This is a genomic window from Bradyrhizobium liaoningense (assembly GCF_018130955.1).
GTDB classification, from domain to species: Bacteria; Pseudomonadota; Alphaproteobacteria; order Rhizobiales; family Xanthobacteraceae; genus Bradyrhizobium; species Bradyrhizobium liaoningense_C.
Genome location: NZ_JAFCJM010000032.1, coordinates 55,842 through 72,150, shown reverse-complemented (window position 1 = coordinate 72,150; position 16,309 = coordinate 55,842). Strand labels below are relative to the sequence as shown.

The 16,309-nt window shown below is 64.2% G+C and carries 12 protein-coding genes and 1 pseudogene; 1 reads left to right on the top strand and 12 read right to left on the bottom strand.

Features of this window, described 5'->3' with window-relative positions:
- Positions 1-2 precede the first annotated feature (2 nt).
- From JQ632_RS24330 to JQ632_RS24295, 8 genes are all read right to left on the bottom strand, one after another.
- Positions 3-500, bottom strand: a complete 498-nt coding sequence (locus JQ632_RS24330) for a septal ring lytic transglycosylase RlpA family protein (protein ID WP_249152494.1) — start codon at positions 498-500, stop codon at positions 3-5.
- 154 nt (positions 501-654) lie between these two features.
- Complete coding sequence (locus JQ632_RS24325; RefSeq protein WP_212405115.1) at positions 655-831, bottom strand: hypothetical protein; 177 nt, start codon at positions 829-831, stop codon at positions 655-657.
- A 20-nt stretch (positions 832-851) separates the two neighbouring features.
- Positions 852-2,102, bottom strand: coding sequence for a DUF1501 domain-containing protein (locus tag JQ632_RS24320; protein WP_212405114.1), 1,251 nt, complete (start codon positions 2,100-2,102; stop codon positions 852-854).
- A gap of 2 nt (positions 2,103-2,104) precedes the next feature.
- Positions 2,105-3,577: a DUF1800 family protein gene (locus JQ632_RS24315; protein ID WP_212405113.1), complete on the bottom strand. Its 1,473-nt coding sequence runs from the start codon at positions 3,575-3,577 to the stop codon at positions 2,105-2,107.
- A gap of 121 nt (positions 3,578-3,698) precedes the next feature.
- Positions 3,699-6,209 carry a M56 family metallopeptidase gene (locus JQ632_RS24310; protein WP_212405112.1) on the bottom strand — a complete coding sequence of 837 codons (2,511 nt, stop codon included), beginning with the start codon at positions 6,207-6,209 and terminating at the stop codon, positions 3,699-3,701.
- Complete coding sequence (locus JQ632_RS24305; protein WP_212405111.1) at positions 6,206-6,598, bottom strand: BlaI/MecI/CopY family transcriptional regulator; 393 nt, start codon at positions 6,596-6,598, stop codon at positions 6,206-6,208. Before JQ632_RS24305 ends, JQ632_RS24310 begins: the two co-directional genes overlap by 4 nt.
- Positions 6,599-6,730: 132 nt before the next feature.
- Positions 6,731-8,383, bottom strand: a complete 1,653-nt coding sequence (locus JQ632_RS24300) for an NAD-dependent malic enzyme (RefSeq protein WP_212405110.1) — start codon at positions 8,381-8,383, stop codon at positions 6,731-6,733.
- A gap of 265 nt (positions 8,384-8,648) precedes the next feature.
- Entirely contained in the window at positions 8,649-10,973 is a 2,325-nt protein-coding gene (locus JQ632_RS24295; RefSeq protein ID WP_212405109.1) for a mechanosensitive ion channel domain-containing protein, read from the bottom strand.
- Positions 10,974-11,803: 830 nt separating this feature from the next.
- On the opposite strand from JQ632_RS24295, the gene JQ632_RS24290 reads away from it, so the two are divergent.
- The gene (locus JQ632_RS24290; protein WP_212405108.1) at positions 11,804-12,694 is read left to right on the top strand and encodes an MBL fold metallo-hydrolase; all 891 of its coding nucleotides are present in this window, start codon (positions 11,804-11,806) and stop codon (positions 12,692-12,694) included.
- A gap of 98 nt (positions 12,695-12,792) precedes the next feature.
- On the opposite strand, the gene JQ632_RS24285 is transcribed toward JQ632_RS24290, so the two are convergent.
- From JQ632_RS24285 to JQ632_RS24270, 4 genes and pseudogenes are all read right to left on the bottom strand, one after another.
- Entirely contained in the window at positions 12,793-13,719 is a 927-nt protein-coding gene (locus tag JQ632_RS24285) for a polyphosphate kinase 2 family protein (RefSeq protein WP_212405107.1), read from the bottom strand.
- Positions 13,613-14,699: pseudogene (locus tag JQ632_RS24280) on the bottom strand (branched-chain amino acid ABC transporter permease). The gene JQ632_RS24285 and the pseudogene JQ632_RS24280 overlap by 107 nt, the downstream one beginning before the upstream one ends.
- Positions 14,696-15,577 carry a branched-chain amino acid ABC transporter permease gene (locus JQ632_RS24275; protein WP_212405106.1) on the bottom strand — a complete coding sequence of 294 codons (882 nt, stop codon included), beginning with the start codon at positions 15,575-15,577 and terminating at the stop codon, positions 14,696-14,698. Before JQ632_RS24275 ends, JQ632_RS24280 begins: the two are co-directional and overlap by 4 nt.
- A 26-nt stretch (positions 15,578-15,603) precedes the next feature.
- Complete coding sequence (locus tag JQ632_RS24270) at positions 15,604-16,308, bottom strand: ABC transporter ATP-binding protein (RefSeq protein ID WP_212405105.1); 705 nt, start codon at positions 16,306-16,308, stop codon at positions 15,604-15,606.
- Position 16,309: the final 1 nt, after the last annotated feature.

Sequence of the window (16,309 nt, the reverse complement as noted above, 5' to 3'; positions counted from 1 at the left end):
GGCTATTGCACGACGTCGAGCCTGACATTGGCAACGCCCTGATTGACCATGCCGAGCGCCTCTGCGGCCGAATAGGAGACGTCGACGACCCGTCCTCGGACATAGGGCCCGCGATCGTTGACGCGGACCGTCACGGCGCGGCCGGTGGAGACGTTGGTGACGCGCAGCCGCGTGCCGAACGGCAGGGTCGGATGCGCGGCGGTCAATTCGTTCTTGTCGAACTTTTCGCCGCTCGCGGTCTCCGTGTCATAGGAGTAGAAGCTGGCAACACCATGTGAGGCGGCTTGTGCCCCCGTGGCGTCATACCTGGCTGTGTGATGCCGGGCTCGCGTGTGCAGGCTGGCAACCGATCGCGTCTGGTGCCGACGCTCCACCGTAGCCTGCCGGCTCACGCCCAGATCGGCCCTTTGCCGGGAGACCGGCGATTGCGCGCAGGCGGCGAGCGACGCAGCACCGATTGCGACCAGGAGAAGCCGGGAAAACCGTTCGAAGCGAGACATGGTGTACGCCCCCATCCGATCGGCCTAGTCCGACGGGGAATGAGGGCAGAACCTTGTCGGAAAAAAAGCCGGGCTGCGGCCGGCGCGATTTCGCTGGGAATGTTGCGATTCAACCACAGTCGGACGTGTCCGGATTCGGGACGCATCCGGCCGATCAACCCGTCGACTCCCGCCAGAAGGCGGCATGCGCTTCGCGCTGGACTTCGCGCACCGCGGTCTCGGTGAGAAGACGCGCGAGCTCGCGCCAGTACAGCACGCGCCAGTGCTGGTGCAGGCTCAGCAAAAATTCGATCTCGCGCTGGCTCGGAATGTACATGAGGAACCCGTTCAAGCTGCCTTTCGCTCAAGCCGTCATCCGACGAGGCCGGTCATCGGTTTGACGTCCGCGCTGTCGGGGAAGATCGCGCGTGCGAGCACGCCGTCCTCGAGGCGCAGATGATCTTTCAAAATCCCCTTCAACACCGCGCGCAGATCGATCGTCGGCTTGAGGTCGCGGTCCTCCAGGAGCTGTGCGGGCTTCAGACCCGGCCAGTCGGCGACGACGCGGCCGCCCCTGAGCGCGCCGCCGGCAAGGAATGCGACAGTGCCGGTGCCGTGGTCCGTGCCGTTGGTGCCGTTGATCCGCGCGGTGCGTCCGAACTCGGTGACGACGGCGACGACCGTCTCGTTCCACGCTTCGCCCATATTGGTCTCGACCGCCGCGAACGCGCCGTCGAGCGCGCCCAGGAGGTTGGCGAGCTGACCCGTGATCGCGCCCTCGGCGATGTGGGTGTCCCATCCGACAAATCCCATCGCGCCGACGCGCGGGCCGTCGGGCCGGGCGAGGTAGCGCGCGGCTGTGCCGGCGGCTTCCGCGAAATAGGCGCGCACGCGCGCAATGCCTGGCGGCGCGAAGGTCGGATCCTCCGACATCGGATCGCTCATCCCAGGTAGCCCGCCGAGCGCGGCCAGACGCATCCGCGCCTGAAGCACGATTGCGAGTTTTGGATCAGTGTGCTGATAGAGATCGAGCAGACGGTTTTGCGTATCGGCGCTCGCCGGCAGCAGCTTTTGCGGTACCCATGACATCACGGGCGCAGCACCGCGCACCACGAGCGGCGTGACGGCGCCGACGCCGAGCACGCGGCTGCCGGCGGGATCGACGCGACCGCCCGATTCCATCGCGACCAGCGCGCGATTGAGCCAGCCCGTGCTGACCGCGCCGGGTTTTGCGATACCGCTTTCGAGCACGTCCTGGCCGTCGAAATGCGAGCGCTCGCGATACGGCGTCGCCGTGCCATGGACGACGAGGGCCTGCTGCTTCTTGTAGAGCCGATAAAGATTCGGCATCGCCGGGTTGAGCGCGAAGAAGGAATCGAGCGGCAGTGCGGGCGTCTTGCCGTCGAGCAGCAGCGCGCTCTCGCCGCGCAGACCGATCCAGTCGGGGTCGCCGACAGGGGCGACCGCGCCGAGCCCGTCGAGCGCGCCGCGGAGGATGATGACGAGCAGGCGCGGATCGCGCCCTTCCGCGCGCGCAATCTTCGGCATCTGCGTCCAGGCGAACAGCGCGCCCGAGCCGATCAGCATCTCGCGTCGCGTGGGCAGGTGGTTGGCAAAGCTCATGCTCACCTCCTCTGAAAATCCGCCGACATGAACAAGAGCGCCAGCGCCTGCTGCCGGCTCTCGGCGCGGTCGACCGCCTCGCGCGCCTCGAGCGAGACGCTCGATCCCATCACGTTCTCGATGATGTCGTGCGGATCGGCGGTCGCCGCCACGCGCTCGGCAAAGTTGTTGGCAATGTCGAGCCGGCGGCCGATGCCGTCGATCCAGCTCGCCTCGTCATCCGGATAGCCCTTCGGCGACGGCGGACGCCACAGCGGCTCGCCGAGCAGCTCCTGCCCCGCGGTGAAGCGTGTCGGATCGATCTGCATGATGCCGGTCGAACGCACCATGGCAACGCCCCACTCGCTCGGACGCTTGAGTTTGGTCGCGGGCTGGCTCCAGGCATCGTCCGACGACACCATCGCCTTCGCGACCTCCTTGAGATTGCCCTCGGTGTCGCGGAAGGTCTTTGCCATCTGCTCAACCAGTGCCGGCGGCGGCGTGTCCGCGACGAAGTGGCAGGCGAGCTTGTTCGCAACATGGGTTGCGGTCGCAGGATGCGACGCCAGATCCCGCAGCACGGCGCGCCCCTGCTCTGCGTCTTCCTGCTCGTAGAGCTTGCCGAGCACGGTTTGCGGACCGGGCTCGTGCAGGCGCGCATTGAAGGTGAACTCGCCGCCATGCTCGGGATTGTCGCCGGGCGGCACCAGAGTCCAGCCTGTCAGCACGTTGGCGAAGCTGATCACGTCGTCCTGGGTGTAGCCGGTGCGCACACCGAGCGTATGCAGCTCCAGCGTCTCGCGCGCGAGGTTTTCGTTGAGGCCACGGCTGCGATTGATGCCGGCGATTGAGTTCGCGCCCATCGAGGCGAGATTGTCGAGATAGAACAGCATCGCCGGATGCGTCTCGACGGACACGAGCAGATCGACGAAACGGCCGAGCGCATTCGGACGAATGCTCTCGCGCTCATAGGCGCCGGACATGCTCTGAATGCGGTTCGCAGAGATGCTGAAATGGTTGGACCAGAACCACACCAGGCGCTCGGCAAAGCCGATCTCGGCGGCAAGCGCGGCTTCGATCCGCACCTTCGCTTCCTGGAGATAGATCGGCCGGCCCGGATCCGGAACGGCATCGGCGGCCTTCTTCGCCGCCATCTCGCCGGCGTCCTGGGCTTGCTTCTCGCTGTGCGGTTCGTTCGCGCCCTCGACCATCGCGGTCCCGGCTGTCGCGACCTGCTGCTTCTCTTGCAGTTTCTTGGCTTGCTGCTGCGCCTGCTTGGCCTTGGCCGTCCGCCTCGCATTCGCGTCGGCCACGGTGCGATAGGCCTTTGCGCTCGAGGGCAGCCCCTCAGCCGCGGACAATGCGAGCGGACGGTCGAGCTCGGCGATCAGGGCGCCGCGCGGGTCGGATGCGATAGCCGCGATCGATCCCGGCCGCGGCCCCATCCCGAACCGATGGAGGGCGAGAGCCGCTTCACCTTTTGCAGAACTGCTCATGGCAGAGCCCCGTCTCGTTGGGCATTACGCCTTGTAGTGCTACGCACCGTAACATTTAGGCCAAAGCGACGCAAGCGGCGATTGCGTTGCCGGTCGAGTTCTCGCCCGGCGTCTTCGTGCCTTAGTAGCTCGGCCCCAGCGCGATCTTCGTGATGGTGCCGTTCTTGATCCCGATGCGCCACTCGGCCGAGCCGTTGGCGAACTGCGCGACGTAGATGTCGCTGTCGAGCGCGGAGACGCCGCGGAACGACATCGCGCGCAATGCGCCGAGCCGCGCCAGGATCGCCTGATCAAAGGGAAGCTGCTGGCGCGTCTGCTCGGCCACCTCGGTCGTCATCCGGGTATAGTCCGGCCGGCCCTTTCCGACCGCCTCGATATACTGGCGCAGCATCTCCTCGCCGTCGGTGATCGGCACGGTGCGCCGATCCACGAGCTTCGGCTTCCCTTGCAAATGCGCAAGATCGACATTGTGGAAGCGGGTGTGCCGGCCCGGCAGGACGATTTCCAGGCATTTTCCCGCGCGATCGGCGATCATCCACGGGCTGTTGACGGTGGTCAGGAACGACGCCGACATGTTGTGACTGACGATCCTGCGCACCTTGCGACGACCGTCGGAGTCCAGGCCAGTGACCTGGATATCGTTGCCGGTGTCGTTGTAGAGCATGATCCTGATCGGCGATGTGCCGGCACGGCCGCTCAGGCTGGCCACTTCCGAACAGGCGGCAACGCCGCCCGGCTCGTCATTGCCGTCGGGCCGGAACAGCACGTCGCCGACCTTGCCGTCCGGCTCCAGCACCATTCGAAATTCGGCCGTGCCGTTTTCGAACTTCGCGCCATAGATGTCGTAGCCGCCGGGACCGACGCCGCGGAAGAAGATCGTCTCCACCGCGCCCAGCGCCAGGACCGTCGCGTGCAGTTCGTCCACCTGGCGACGGATCTTGGCCGCCAGCGTCGCGCTCATGCGCTCATAGTTCGGCGTCCCCCGCCGCAAATCCTCGATCCCGCGCAGGATTGCGTCCTTGCCGCCGGGCGCCGGGACCTGCTCGCGGAAACGATCCGGCACCTGCGCGATCCGCCGCGCAAAATCGCCCTCGATGGCAGCAGCCGCCGTCGCGTCGATGCGCGGCGCAAGCCTCGCGCCGGAGACGGCGTTCTGGAGCAGCACGCGCGCGACCCTGTTCTGGTCGTCGCGCAGGAACACGAATGCATCGTAGCTCTCGGTCGAGAATGCATCGACGCCATCCGCCGAGATTTCGAGGGCGGGCCGGCCGGTCTCCTGCGCGCGCAGCCGATCGCCGTCGCGGCTGATGGTCAGCACGCGGAACGGCGTGACCTGATACCATCCGACATAATGATCGTAGGGTACGGTGTCGGCCGCAGCGCGCGGCATCTCGGCGACACGGACCGCGCGGATGTCGCGGCCGTTCTGGTGCAGGACCAGGTCAGACGTGCGCCTCTCCGCATCGACAGAGAAGGTGAGCTCGCCCGCAACAGCTGCGTAGGAGGCCATGCCGTCGGTCACCGTCAGGCGCAGCCTGCGCTGGCCGGTCAGTTGTCCAAAAAGGTCGTTGCCATCGCGGAAGATCGCGAACACCGCGTTCTGGCCGAGCGCATAGAAATTGACGAAGGGACGGCCGTGCGACGCGACCGTCGCCTCCGGAACGGCTTCGATGGGAGGACTACCATCCGGCGTGCGATAGGCGATCATGCCGGTCGAGACGATCACGGCCGGGACCATCAAGGCCGCGATCCACAGCCGCTTGCGCCAGGTGACCGCAACCGGTATCGCCGCCGCGGCAATGATGCGCTCAACGCGCGCGCGCACGGTCGAGACCCGCGCCATCGCAAGCTCCATCGGCCGCGGCTTCACGCTGGTCGCGACGTCGAGCAAGATCTCGGCATAGGACAGCCGGTCGTCGATCACCTCGATCGCCTGGGCGTCGCTGATGATCTCGGCGAGTTCGGCGAGCCGTGCGTGCTGCCACCACGCGAACGGGCTGAACCAGAACACGGCGCGGTTCAGCGACGCCAGCATCAGGATGTAGAAATCCCGATTGGCGACATGCGCGCCCTCATGGGCGAGCACGGCCAGGCGCTTCTGCGCACTCCAGCCGAGGAATTGCGGCGGCACCAGGATGGTCGATCCGAACGTGACGGGACCGCCGATATCGCGGCTGAGGCGCACGTCGGCGCCGGCGATGCGGAGCTCGTTCATCGGCCTGGCGGCCCGCGCCAGCCGCCAGGTGAGCCAGAGACCGACGGCCAGCCGCAGCAGCAATAGCGACGCCACGCCGGCATAAACCATGGTCGTCAACAACGCCCAGTTGATCGCCGCGGCGCTTCGCGCCGGCGGTGCGGCGACGGCACCCAGGCTCGCCGGCGGCGACAGCTCCGGCATTGCCGGCTCGGTGGGCCAGAAATTATCCGGGACCGGCACCGGCACGGGCAGCCGGGAGATCGTGACCGTGGGCCAGTGCATCACGAACGGCATCGCCAGCGATGCCAGCAGCACGACGACCCACGCGGTCATGTGCACGTGCGGATTGCGCACGCGAAAGAGATACAAACCAAACCAGACGACGCCTCCGAGCACAAAGGAGCGCAGCGCCGCCTCTGCCAGAGTTGCGATCATTCTTTTTTCACTCCCCTCGCCTTCTTCGCCTTGGCCACCTGGTCGGCCAGGCTGCGCAATTGCTGCTGGTCGAGCATGGCGTTGTCGACCATGCCGACCAGGACTTCCTCGATCGAGCCGTTGCAGAACCAGTCGACGATGCGCTGCACGGCCTTGGCCGCGACGCGGGCCCGCGGTTCGGCTGCATGGTACACGTAGGTGCGTCCGTCGACGGTATGGTGCGTGTAGCCTTTTTCTTCCAGTCGCCGCAGGACGGTGCGAACGGTCGATTCCTTGAGACGGCGCGACAGCCGCTCCCGCACGGTCTCGGCCGTGACTGGACCGTGAGCCCAAACCAATTGCATGACCTCACGCTCGAGGTCGCCCAGTTCGGGCAAACGATCGTCCATGATGATGACCTTGCGGCTGTTCTTGTAATGCTACGTACCGTAGCATATACGCATGGCCGCGCAACGGCGATTCCACCCGGGATCGCAGGATCGCGCTGCTGACCTATGCGTTGCCGCCGGCGGACGCCATCATCAGTAATGCGGTTCGTACATCTGCGACTGGACCTGGCTCATGACATCATTGGGCGCCGGCCCCTCGGCGAGGCCGCGCTGATAAGCGACCTGTGCCACGGCCGCGGCGATCCGCGCCGAGACCTCTCGGATGCGCGGCAGCGCTGGGTAGAGGCTGCCCTGGTCGAGGTCGTCCCTGCCGACGCAATCTGCCAGCGAGTGCGCCGCCGCCATGAACATCTCGTCGGTCACGAGCCGCGAACCGCTCGCGATGACGCCGAGTCCGACACCCGGGAAGATGTAGGAATTGTTGCCCTGGCGCGGGACGAAGGTCCTGCCGTTGAGCTTCACCGGGTCATACGGGCTGCCGCAGGCAAACAGCGCACGGCCCTCAGTGTACCGATAGGCGTCCTCGGCCGAACACTCCGCCTTCGACGTCGGGTTGGACAGTGCGAACACGATCGGCTGCGCGTTGAGCGCGGCCATCGCCTTGAGCACGTCGGGCGTGAAGGCGCCGCCGACAGCTGCAACGCCGATGATCGCCGTCGGCTTCAAAGTCTTGATCGCCGTCAGGAAGTCGGCAATCGGCGCCTGCTCATCATGAGCATAGCGCAGCTTGTGGCCCGACAGGCCGGCGCGATCCTTGACGACGAGGCCACGGGAATCCACCAGCCAATTGCGCCTGAGCGCCTCCGCCTCAGAGGTGCCCTCTGCCATCATCGCCGACACAACGAGATCGGCGATGCCGGTCGCGGCCTCGCCGGCGCCGAGGAACAGGATCTTCTGGTCCCTCAACTTACCGCCACTGACGCGCAGCGCCGAGAACAGGCCGGCCAGCGCCACCGCGGCCGTGCCCTGGATGTCATCGTTGAAGACGCAGGCCTCGTCCCGGTACTTGTGCAGCAGCTTGAACGCCGAGTGATTGGCAAAGTCCTCGAACTGGATCAGCACGCCCGGAAATGTCTTCCGCGCCGCCGTCATGAACTCGTCGACGAAGGAATCATAGGCCTCACCCGTCAGCCGCCGCTCGCGCAGGCCCAGATAATAGGGATCGGCCAGCAGCTCCTCGTTGTTGGTGCCGACGTCGAGCACGATCGGCAGGCACAACTCGGGATGCACGCCGGCGCAGGCCGAATAGAGCGAGAGCTTGCCGACCGGGATGCCCATGCCGTTGGCGCCGAGGTCGCCGAGACCGAGAATGCGTTCGCCATCTGTGACGACAATCAGCTTGGCCTCGTAGGGCCAGTTTTGCAGGATCTCGGCGATCTGGCCGCGGTCGTGCGACGAGATGAACATGCCGCGCGGGCGCTGGAAGATCAGGCCGTATTTCTGGCAGGCGAGCCCGACGGTCGGCGTGTAGATCAGCGGCTGGATCTCGTCGATGTTGTCGCAGACGACGCGGAAGAACAGCGCCTCGTTGCGATCGTGCAGCGCGTTCAGCGCCACGTATTTCTCGAGATCGGTCGGCAGCATGCGCAAATTGGTCAGCACACGATCCGCCTGGGTCTGCATGGTGAGCACGCAGGGCGGCAACAGGCCACGCAGTCCGAGCGCGGCGCGCTCCTGTTCGGTGAAGGCGGTGCCCCTGTTGAGCAAGGGATCGCGCAGCAGTGACAGGCCGTGCTGCGGTTTGGACGGTGATGAGTGGGCATCGACCCGATCAGGTCTATTCACGAATTCCCCCAAAAGGTTTCTTATTTGATTTGACGACAAACATTGTCCGCCAGCCCTTGATGGAGATCAAGGACGTTGGATTTCGCACCGCAGCGAACGCTTATGATGAAGGATGATGCAGAACAGTCTCAAGCGAACCGAAAAGCCGATCCCTTGAGCATTATTCTGCCTTGATGTCGGCGGCCGTCACGATCGGCCACCTCTTTTCAGTCTCGGCCCTTTGATGGGCGGCGAGCGCTGCCGGACGCAAGAAGGAAATTACGACCTAGCCGGTCGCCCGTCGCGGCGCCAAATTCGGCGCGAGATCCGAAGGCGGGGCAATCTGCATCAAGATGGTTTGAACAGAGGACGCGATCTCGATCCCGCTCTCCTGGAAGCGCTGTTTCATGCGCCGGTTGAACTCGCGCTGAACCGGCCAGCGGCCGCTGTCGGTGCAGCGGATCTGGCCGACGATGGAAACCATCGCGCCGTCCACCTTGTCGATGCCCCAGAGCTCGAGATCGCCGCGGATCGCACCGCGGAACTCGGGCTCGCGGCGCATTTCAGCGACGATGTCTTTCAGGATTTGTCCGGCGCGATCGGTATCTTCCTTGTAGGCGACGTTGACGCTGACCGACGCATTGCCCGCGCCGCGGCTGGAATTGGTGATGGTCGTCACCGCGCTGAAAGGCACGATATGCACAGCACCGTCGCCCGCGCGCAGTCGGATGGTACGGATCGAGACGTTCTCGACCGTTCCGCTCAGGCCGGAAACGCTGACGGTATCACCGACCTGCACGGTGTTCTCGAGCAGGAGGAACAGGCCGGTGATGAGGTCCTGCACCAGTTTTTGCGAGCCGAAGCCGATGGCGATGCCGACGATACCGGCACCTGCGAGCAGCGGCGCAACGTTGACGCCGATTTCGCTGAGCGCCGTGAGGCCGACCACGGTGGCGATCAGGCACAACAGCACGGTGCGCAGCATCGGCTGAAACGTTCGCAGCCGCGCCGCGCGGGCATAGTGCCCGTCCCGCGATAGCACGTTCACTTGGTGATCCATCAGCGCGTTGCTGGCTTCCCAGATCGCCGCCGCAATCACGACGGCGATGCCGACCGTCACTACCGCCGAGAGCAGCCGGCCGCCAATCTGGCCGCCATAGAACCAGACGACGGCATCGACGCCCCACACCTCCAGGACGGCCACGATGCCGATAAAGGCGATGACGCCCGAGACTATCTTGCGGAGTAAGGGCAGGTAGCGGTTGGCGCGCGTCTCCAGCCCCGGAAAACGCTGGAGGATCTCCGGATTGATGCGAAAGCCCCGGTCGATCAGGCTCAGTGTCACGATGATGGCGACCCGTGTGACCAGCGCAACGACGATCGTGCCGACGAAATATCGCAGCAACAGCGAGTAGCCGTTGCGGATGTTCAGCGCCCACACCGCCCACAGCGAGAGATCGAGCGCAATCGCAAGGTAATGCCAGAGGCCGGCGACGCGATTGCGCATTCGCGCCGCAACTCCTTGTCGGCCGGCGGGTGCGCGAATGGCCTCAGCCACCTGCCGGCGACATTGCAGAATGATGACGACGACAAAGAGATGCACGATCAGCATCACCATGCGCAGCAGCGCGGCATAGCCGGCCCGATGCAGCCCCAACAGCAGCGCGACATTCGCGAAGGCAATGCCCGATACTCCGACGGCGACGATGCGCCGGGCCCAGATCTCGATATAGGCTGCAGTCTCTGCCCGGGCCGGCAACAGGCCGAAGGGCCCGGCGAGCGCCCGCGCAACACAAATGAACACGCGCGACAGGGCGTAGGCGTTGACGACGGCCAGAATGACGAGGCGTACGGTCGGGGAATCGCCGATCTCGGTTCCCAGCAGCATCGTCGAGACACCCGTGAACAGCAACACCGGCAGCAGTTCGAGAGCAAGGCGCCCGAGCACGAAGGGCAGCCGGAGCATCAACTGCCAGGCCCGCGCGAGGCTCATGCGGCGCCGCTGCAGCTCGGGCTCCGCAGCGGCAACTAATGACGCCTGCTCGGCAACCGGGAACGCGTGCGACGGCACGCGAACGGCTTGCGGCACGCGCGCTTCCAGGAATGCGACAGGCCGCCTCACAAGGCGGACCAACACCCACTCCGCGCCGAAGGCGCAACCGAACACCAGCGCAAGCTTCCAGGCGATCTCGACCAGGAGATGGTAGGCCGCAGGATCATCGGCCGTTCGCACGATCCAGTAATAGAACGCCGGAAAATGCGTCAGCGTCCGGGCGATGTCGGCAACCTGCCGCGAGAAGTCGCCGATCTCCTCGGAGACGGTCAGGAGGAGCTGCGCACCGAGACCGTCGGCCGACAGCGGTATCGGTAGTTTTTGCTCGACCGCCTGCGGCTGCCCCGAGGCGCTGGCAATTGCACGCAGCGTATCGATCATCTGCGCACGCTTCTTGTCGTCCTGCAGCGTATCCAGCGCCTGTTTCGCCTGCTCGGGCGACAATGTCGCCGAAGCATTTGGCACTGCTGCAGGCGGCTCGGCGTGGACACCGGTGAGAGCCGAGATTGCAAAGAAGAGACAGGCGAGCAGAAGAGCGGGGGAAAGCTTATGCGACACGCTGAGTCCCTGAAAAATACGAGCGCTTGCGGGACCGGAACCAGCACCGCTGAGCGCACGAGTCATGTCGGATTGCCGCTATTCGCCTTCGTCATGTGTCGGAAGTTTGCCACCGCGACGACATTCTCTTGGCATTCTTTCTCTTGGTATTCTTTGCGTCGCAGGAACCGCGCGCGGGTGTTCGAGGATTTCGTTTCAACTCGTGCACAAACGCGATCCATCATCCCGGGACCGCTCGCGTCTGCGCGGGTCCCGGAATGATGGCGAGGAGGAGAGATGAATGGTTCAGGAAGCCTGCCCCGGCAACATCTGCGCGATCGCCGGCAGCGAAATTGACTCAATATACAGCGCCGGGAAGGTAAGGGGCTATGCCTCACTGATGCAGCCCGCTTAACCTTGTCCCGGCGTGCCGTTCGCGGTTTCTGCCGCTATGCGATAATCCGAACGAGCTCCATCGCACTTAACGCGGCTGGATTTGCGGAGGTGGCGTCATAGACCTCCCCTTGCTCATGAGGTTGGACGTTACGCGTCGCCGATGGCGACCATGCACATGCTCCTCCCGTGCCATAAGACTGTCAAGCTGGAACGATGGCACAACCGCTAGATTTGAAGACGAGTTCCTCAAGCCTGATCCATGCCTTAACTACTACCGACGGATGCTCCGCGTGCATCCGGCCGCTTTGACACGCGCGACGCCTGCGCTACCGTGGCGACTCCATATTTGATCGATTCCGGTTGCGCGCAGCAGAATAAAGCCGAAGCAGCAGTGTTTGTAACCGGGTGGACGACTCCTTCCTTTGTTCCCTCGCTCTTGGCTGGACAATCAACAGATGAAGCCGATCCGTTGCCTTACCGCTCTCGCCGCGTTCTTCGTCGGGGTGGGCTCCGCCGCTGCGCAGACCCCGCCGCAGACATCGACCAAGAAGGTCGACGGCACAGAGAACGTCTATGTCTTCCGCTACGGCGGCCATCAGTCGATGTTCATCGTGACGCCACAGGGCGTCATCGCCACCGATCCGATCTCCTATTTGCGCCCCGCAAAACCCTATCTCGACGCCATCAAGGCGGTCACCGACAAGCCTGTCAAATACGTCATCTATAGCCACCATCACTACGACCACATCGCCGGAGGCAAGCCGTTCAAGGAACTTGGCGCCACCTTCATCGCGCATAGGCGCGCGAAGGAGCGCTTCCTCGAATTGAAGAAACAGAATGCGCTATTGCCTGACGTCGTGATGCCGGACCAGGTGGTCGACGGCAAGAAGACGATCACGCTCGGCGGCACCACGCTGGAATTGATCTTTGTCGGCCGCAATCATTCCGACAACACGCTGGTGATGCGGCTGCCGAAGGAGAAGCTCGTCTTCGTCGTCGATTTCGCGCCGCTCGAGTCGATCCAGTTCCGCAACATTCCCGACAACGCCTCGCCGCTCGAATATATCGATTCGCTGAAGAAGCTCGCCGCGCTCGACTGGGAGCGGATGATTCCCGGCCACCCCCAAGCCGGCGGCCGCTTCGGAACGAAGAAGGACGTCCAGGACGACATCGCCTATCTCGAAGACCTCTCGGCGGAAGTGAAGAAGGCGGCCGATTCCGGCAAATGCATCGACACCGCGATGAAGGAGATCAAGCTGCCGAAATACGAGAAGTGGAGCAATTACGAGACGGGTCTTGCCGCCAACGTCGAGCGCTTCTGCTATTGGTGGGGCCGCGGCTACTGAGCCGTAACGACCTTGCGCTCCTTCGGAAGAAGGTGCGCAAGGTCAAAGCGCAAGGTCAAACTTCCGCCGCTTCTTCGTAGCCGCTTGCGCGGCGTCGCTCACTTGTCCCGCTTCTTGCCTCCCTTCCCTTCCTGTTCCAGCGCCTTGCGTACCGTCGCAAACTCGCTCAACGATTCCTTGTCGACTCGGGGGAAGCGCAGGTCGAGCTGATCGAGGGCCGCAACGATCACCGAGCCGATCACCACGCGCGCGAACCATTTGTGGTCGGCCGGCACGACGTACCAGGCGGCGAACGGCGTCGCGGTGTGGCGAACGATGTCCTGGTACACTGCCTGATAACGCGGCCACAGCGCACGCTCGCTGATGTCGCCCATGGAGAACTTCCAGTTCTTGGAGGGCTCCTCGAGTCGGTCCAGGAACCGCTGGCGCTGCTCCTCCTTGGAGACATTGAGGAAGAATTTCAGGATCACGGTGCCGTTGCGCGAGAGATAGCGCTCGACGGCGGAGATATCCTCGAAGCGTTCGCGCCAGATGTTCTTCGTGACGAGTCTCGGAGGCAGTTTCTCCTTGTCGAGGATTTCCGGATGCACGCGCGTGACCAGGCATTCTTCATAATGCGAACGATTGAAGATGCCGATATGGCCGCGTGGCGGCAGCGCGATCATACAGCGCCAGAGAAAGTCGTGGTCGAGTTCGGTGCTGGTCGGCTGCTTGAACGCATGGACGTCGCAGCCTTGCGGATTGATGCCCTCGAAGATCGCCTTGATCGCGCTGTCCTTGCCGGAGGCGTCCATACCCTGGAAGATCAGGAGCAGCGACCAGCGGTCCTGCGCGTAGAGCTTTTCCTGAAAGTCGACGAGGCGCTTCTTGTTGGCGTCGAGGATCGCTTGCGCCGTCTCCTTGTCCAGCCCGCCCTTCTCATCGGTCTTGTGATCCTTCAGGTGAAACTTGCCCGCGCCGTCGTGGCGGAACGGCGTGATGAATTCGTCGAGTTCGGAGGCGAGCGATTTGGACTTCTTGTTCATGAGCTCGGGGATACCTTGCGTTGCGGCTTCAAGCGGTCGAGCACGCTACCAAGGATGCCCTTGGGAAGGAATATGATGAAGAGAACCAGCAACAGGCCGTAGACGAGATTGTCCCAGCCGACCGCCTTGGTTCCGAAGCCGATACGCAGGGTCTCTGCCAGGAGAATGGTGATGATGGCGCCGATCGTCGGCCCGAGCGAGACGTAGAGGCCGCCGACGATCGCCGCGAACACCATTTGCAGCGACACCGAGATGCCGCTCACCGTGTCGGGCGTGATGAACATCTGGTACTGGCAGTAGATCGCACCGGCTAGCGCCGTCATCAGCGCGCTGATCAGCGTGATCTTCAGCTTCTCCGCGGTGACGTCGACGCCGGCGGCGGCCGCGGCGTCTTCGTCCTCCGAGATCGCCTCCAGCGCGTAGCGGCTCATGCTGCGGTCGACCCAATGCCAGATCACGATGCCTGCGAGCCAGATCCCGAGCGCGATCAGGTACCAGGTCGTCTTGTCGTCGAATTGCAGCGCGAGCCATTTGTTGGACGAGGCCCGATTAGGCGTATAGCCGAGCGATCCGCCGGTCCAGTCGCGCGTCGCGGTGATGACCTGCAGCACGATCCCGGACAGCGCCAGCGTCACAAGCACGAAATAGTGCCCGGTGATGCGGAAACGGAAGCAGGGATAGCCGACGATCAGCGCCAGTGCGCCGGCCGCGACCATGCTGATGGGAATGCCGATCCACGGCGACAGACCGACATGGTTCCACAACAGCGCCGTGACATAGGCGCCGATCCCCATGAAGCCGCCATGGCCGAGTGAGACGAGCCCGAACCGCCCCATCATCGACCAGGAGGTGTACGCAAACGACCAGATCAGGACCAGCACCAGGATGTGCAAATGATAGGGATCGCGGTAGACGAAGGGCAGCACGATGAGGGCCGCAAGCCCGACGATCCAGGCCGCAAACTGTCCCTGACCCTTCATGAGCGCCTCGCGAGCAGGCCCGCGGGCCGGATGAACATCATCACGATGAAGAAGGCGAAGGCGAGCACGTAGCCCCATTCGAGATCGGAGAACAGGCCGCCGAGCGAGATGATCTCGGCGAACACGAAGGCGGCGATGAAGCCGCCGATGAAATTGCCCAGGCCTCCGAGCACGCAGATCAGGAAGGTGATCGGTCCGAACGACAGGCCGACGAAGGGATGCACGTCATATTGCAGCACGAGCAGGCAGGCTGCGAGCCCCGCGAGCGCGCCGCCAAGCGCCGAGGTGATGATATAGATCCTCTTCGTGTCGACGCCCATCAAGGCCATGATCTGCCGATCCTGGGAGATGGCGCGGATCGCCGTGCCGGTGAAGGTGCGGGTCATGAACAGATAAACCACGACCATGCCGACCAGCGCGGCGAGGAAGGAGAGCAGCCGCGCGTAGCTGAAATTCATGTCGCCGAAGGCCAGCACCGGCAGGCGGATGCCGAGGTTACGGAAATCGATGCCGAAGGCGACGGTGGCAAAGCTCTGGAGCACGAACAGCACGCCGCCGGTCGCGAGCAGCTGGTTGATCGGCGGCGCCGACAGCAGCGGGGCGATCACGAGATAATGCAGCAGGGCTCCGAGCGCCGCGACCAGCAGGACGGTGAGCGGCGCGGCGATGAAATAGCTGATGCCGTAGTACTGCACCATGAAATACATGGCGTACATGCCGATCATCACCAGTTCGGCGTAGCAGATCCAGGTCACGTCGATGACGCCGAAGATCAGGTTCAGTCCAAGCGCCAGCAGCGCCAGTACGCCGCCGAGCAGGATGCCGTTGATCACAGCCTCCAGGAGATAGATGTCGAAGATGTCGAGAAATCCCTGCATGTCCCGTGCCCGTTTCTTGCCCGCCCTCACACCCCGAGATACGCTTCCTTGACCGTGTCGCTCGCCAGCATCTCGCTCGAAGTGCCGGAGGCCCGGATGCTGCCCGCCTCGATGAGATAGGCGCGGTCCACCACGCGCAGAACCTGCTGCACATTCTGCTCGACGATCAGCACGGTCAGACCGCTCGACCGGATCCGCTTCACGAGCTCGAACACCTGCTGCACCACGACCGGAGCAAGCCCGGCCGACGGCTCGTCGAGCAGCAGCAATTTCGGGTCCGACATCATCGCGCGGCCGATCGCGCACATCTGCTGCTCGCCGCCGGACATGGTGCCGGCCATCTGGTGGCGGCGCTCCTTCAGGCGCGGAAACAGGTCGAACACGATCTCAAGCCGTTCGGCATATTTGGCGCGCGCCTCCGGCATGAAGGCACCCATCTTGAGATTGTCGTCGACCGACAGCCGCGGAAACAGCCGGCGATTTTCCGGCACATGGGCGATCCCCATGCCGACGATGCGGTGCGCGGGCGTCGTCACGACGTTCACGCCCTCCATCTTGATCGACCCGCGCGTCGGGCGGATCAGGCCGGAGATCACCCGCATCAGCGTGGTCTTGCCGGCGCCGTTCGGGCCGATGACGCCGACGGCCTCGCCCGCCTTCACGTCGAGATTGACGTCGAACAGCGCCTGAAAGCTGCCATAGCCGGCGTCGACGGATCGAAGCTCCAGCATG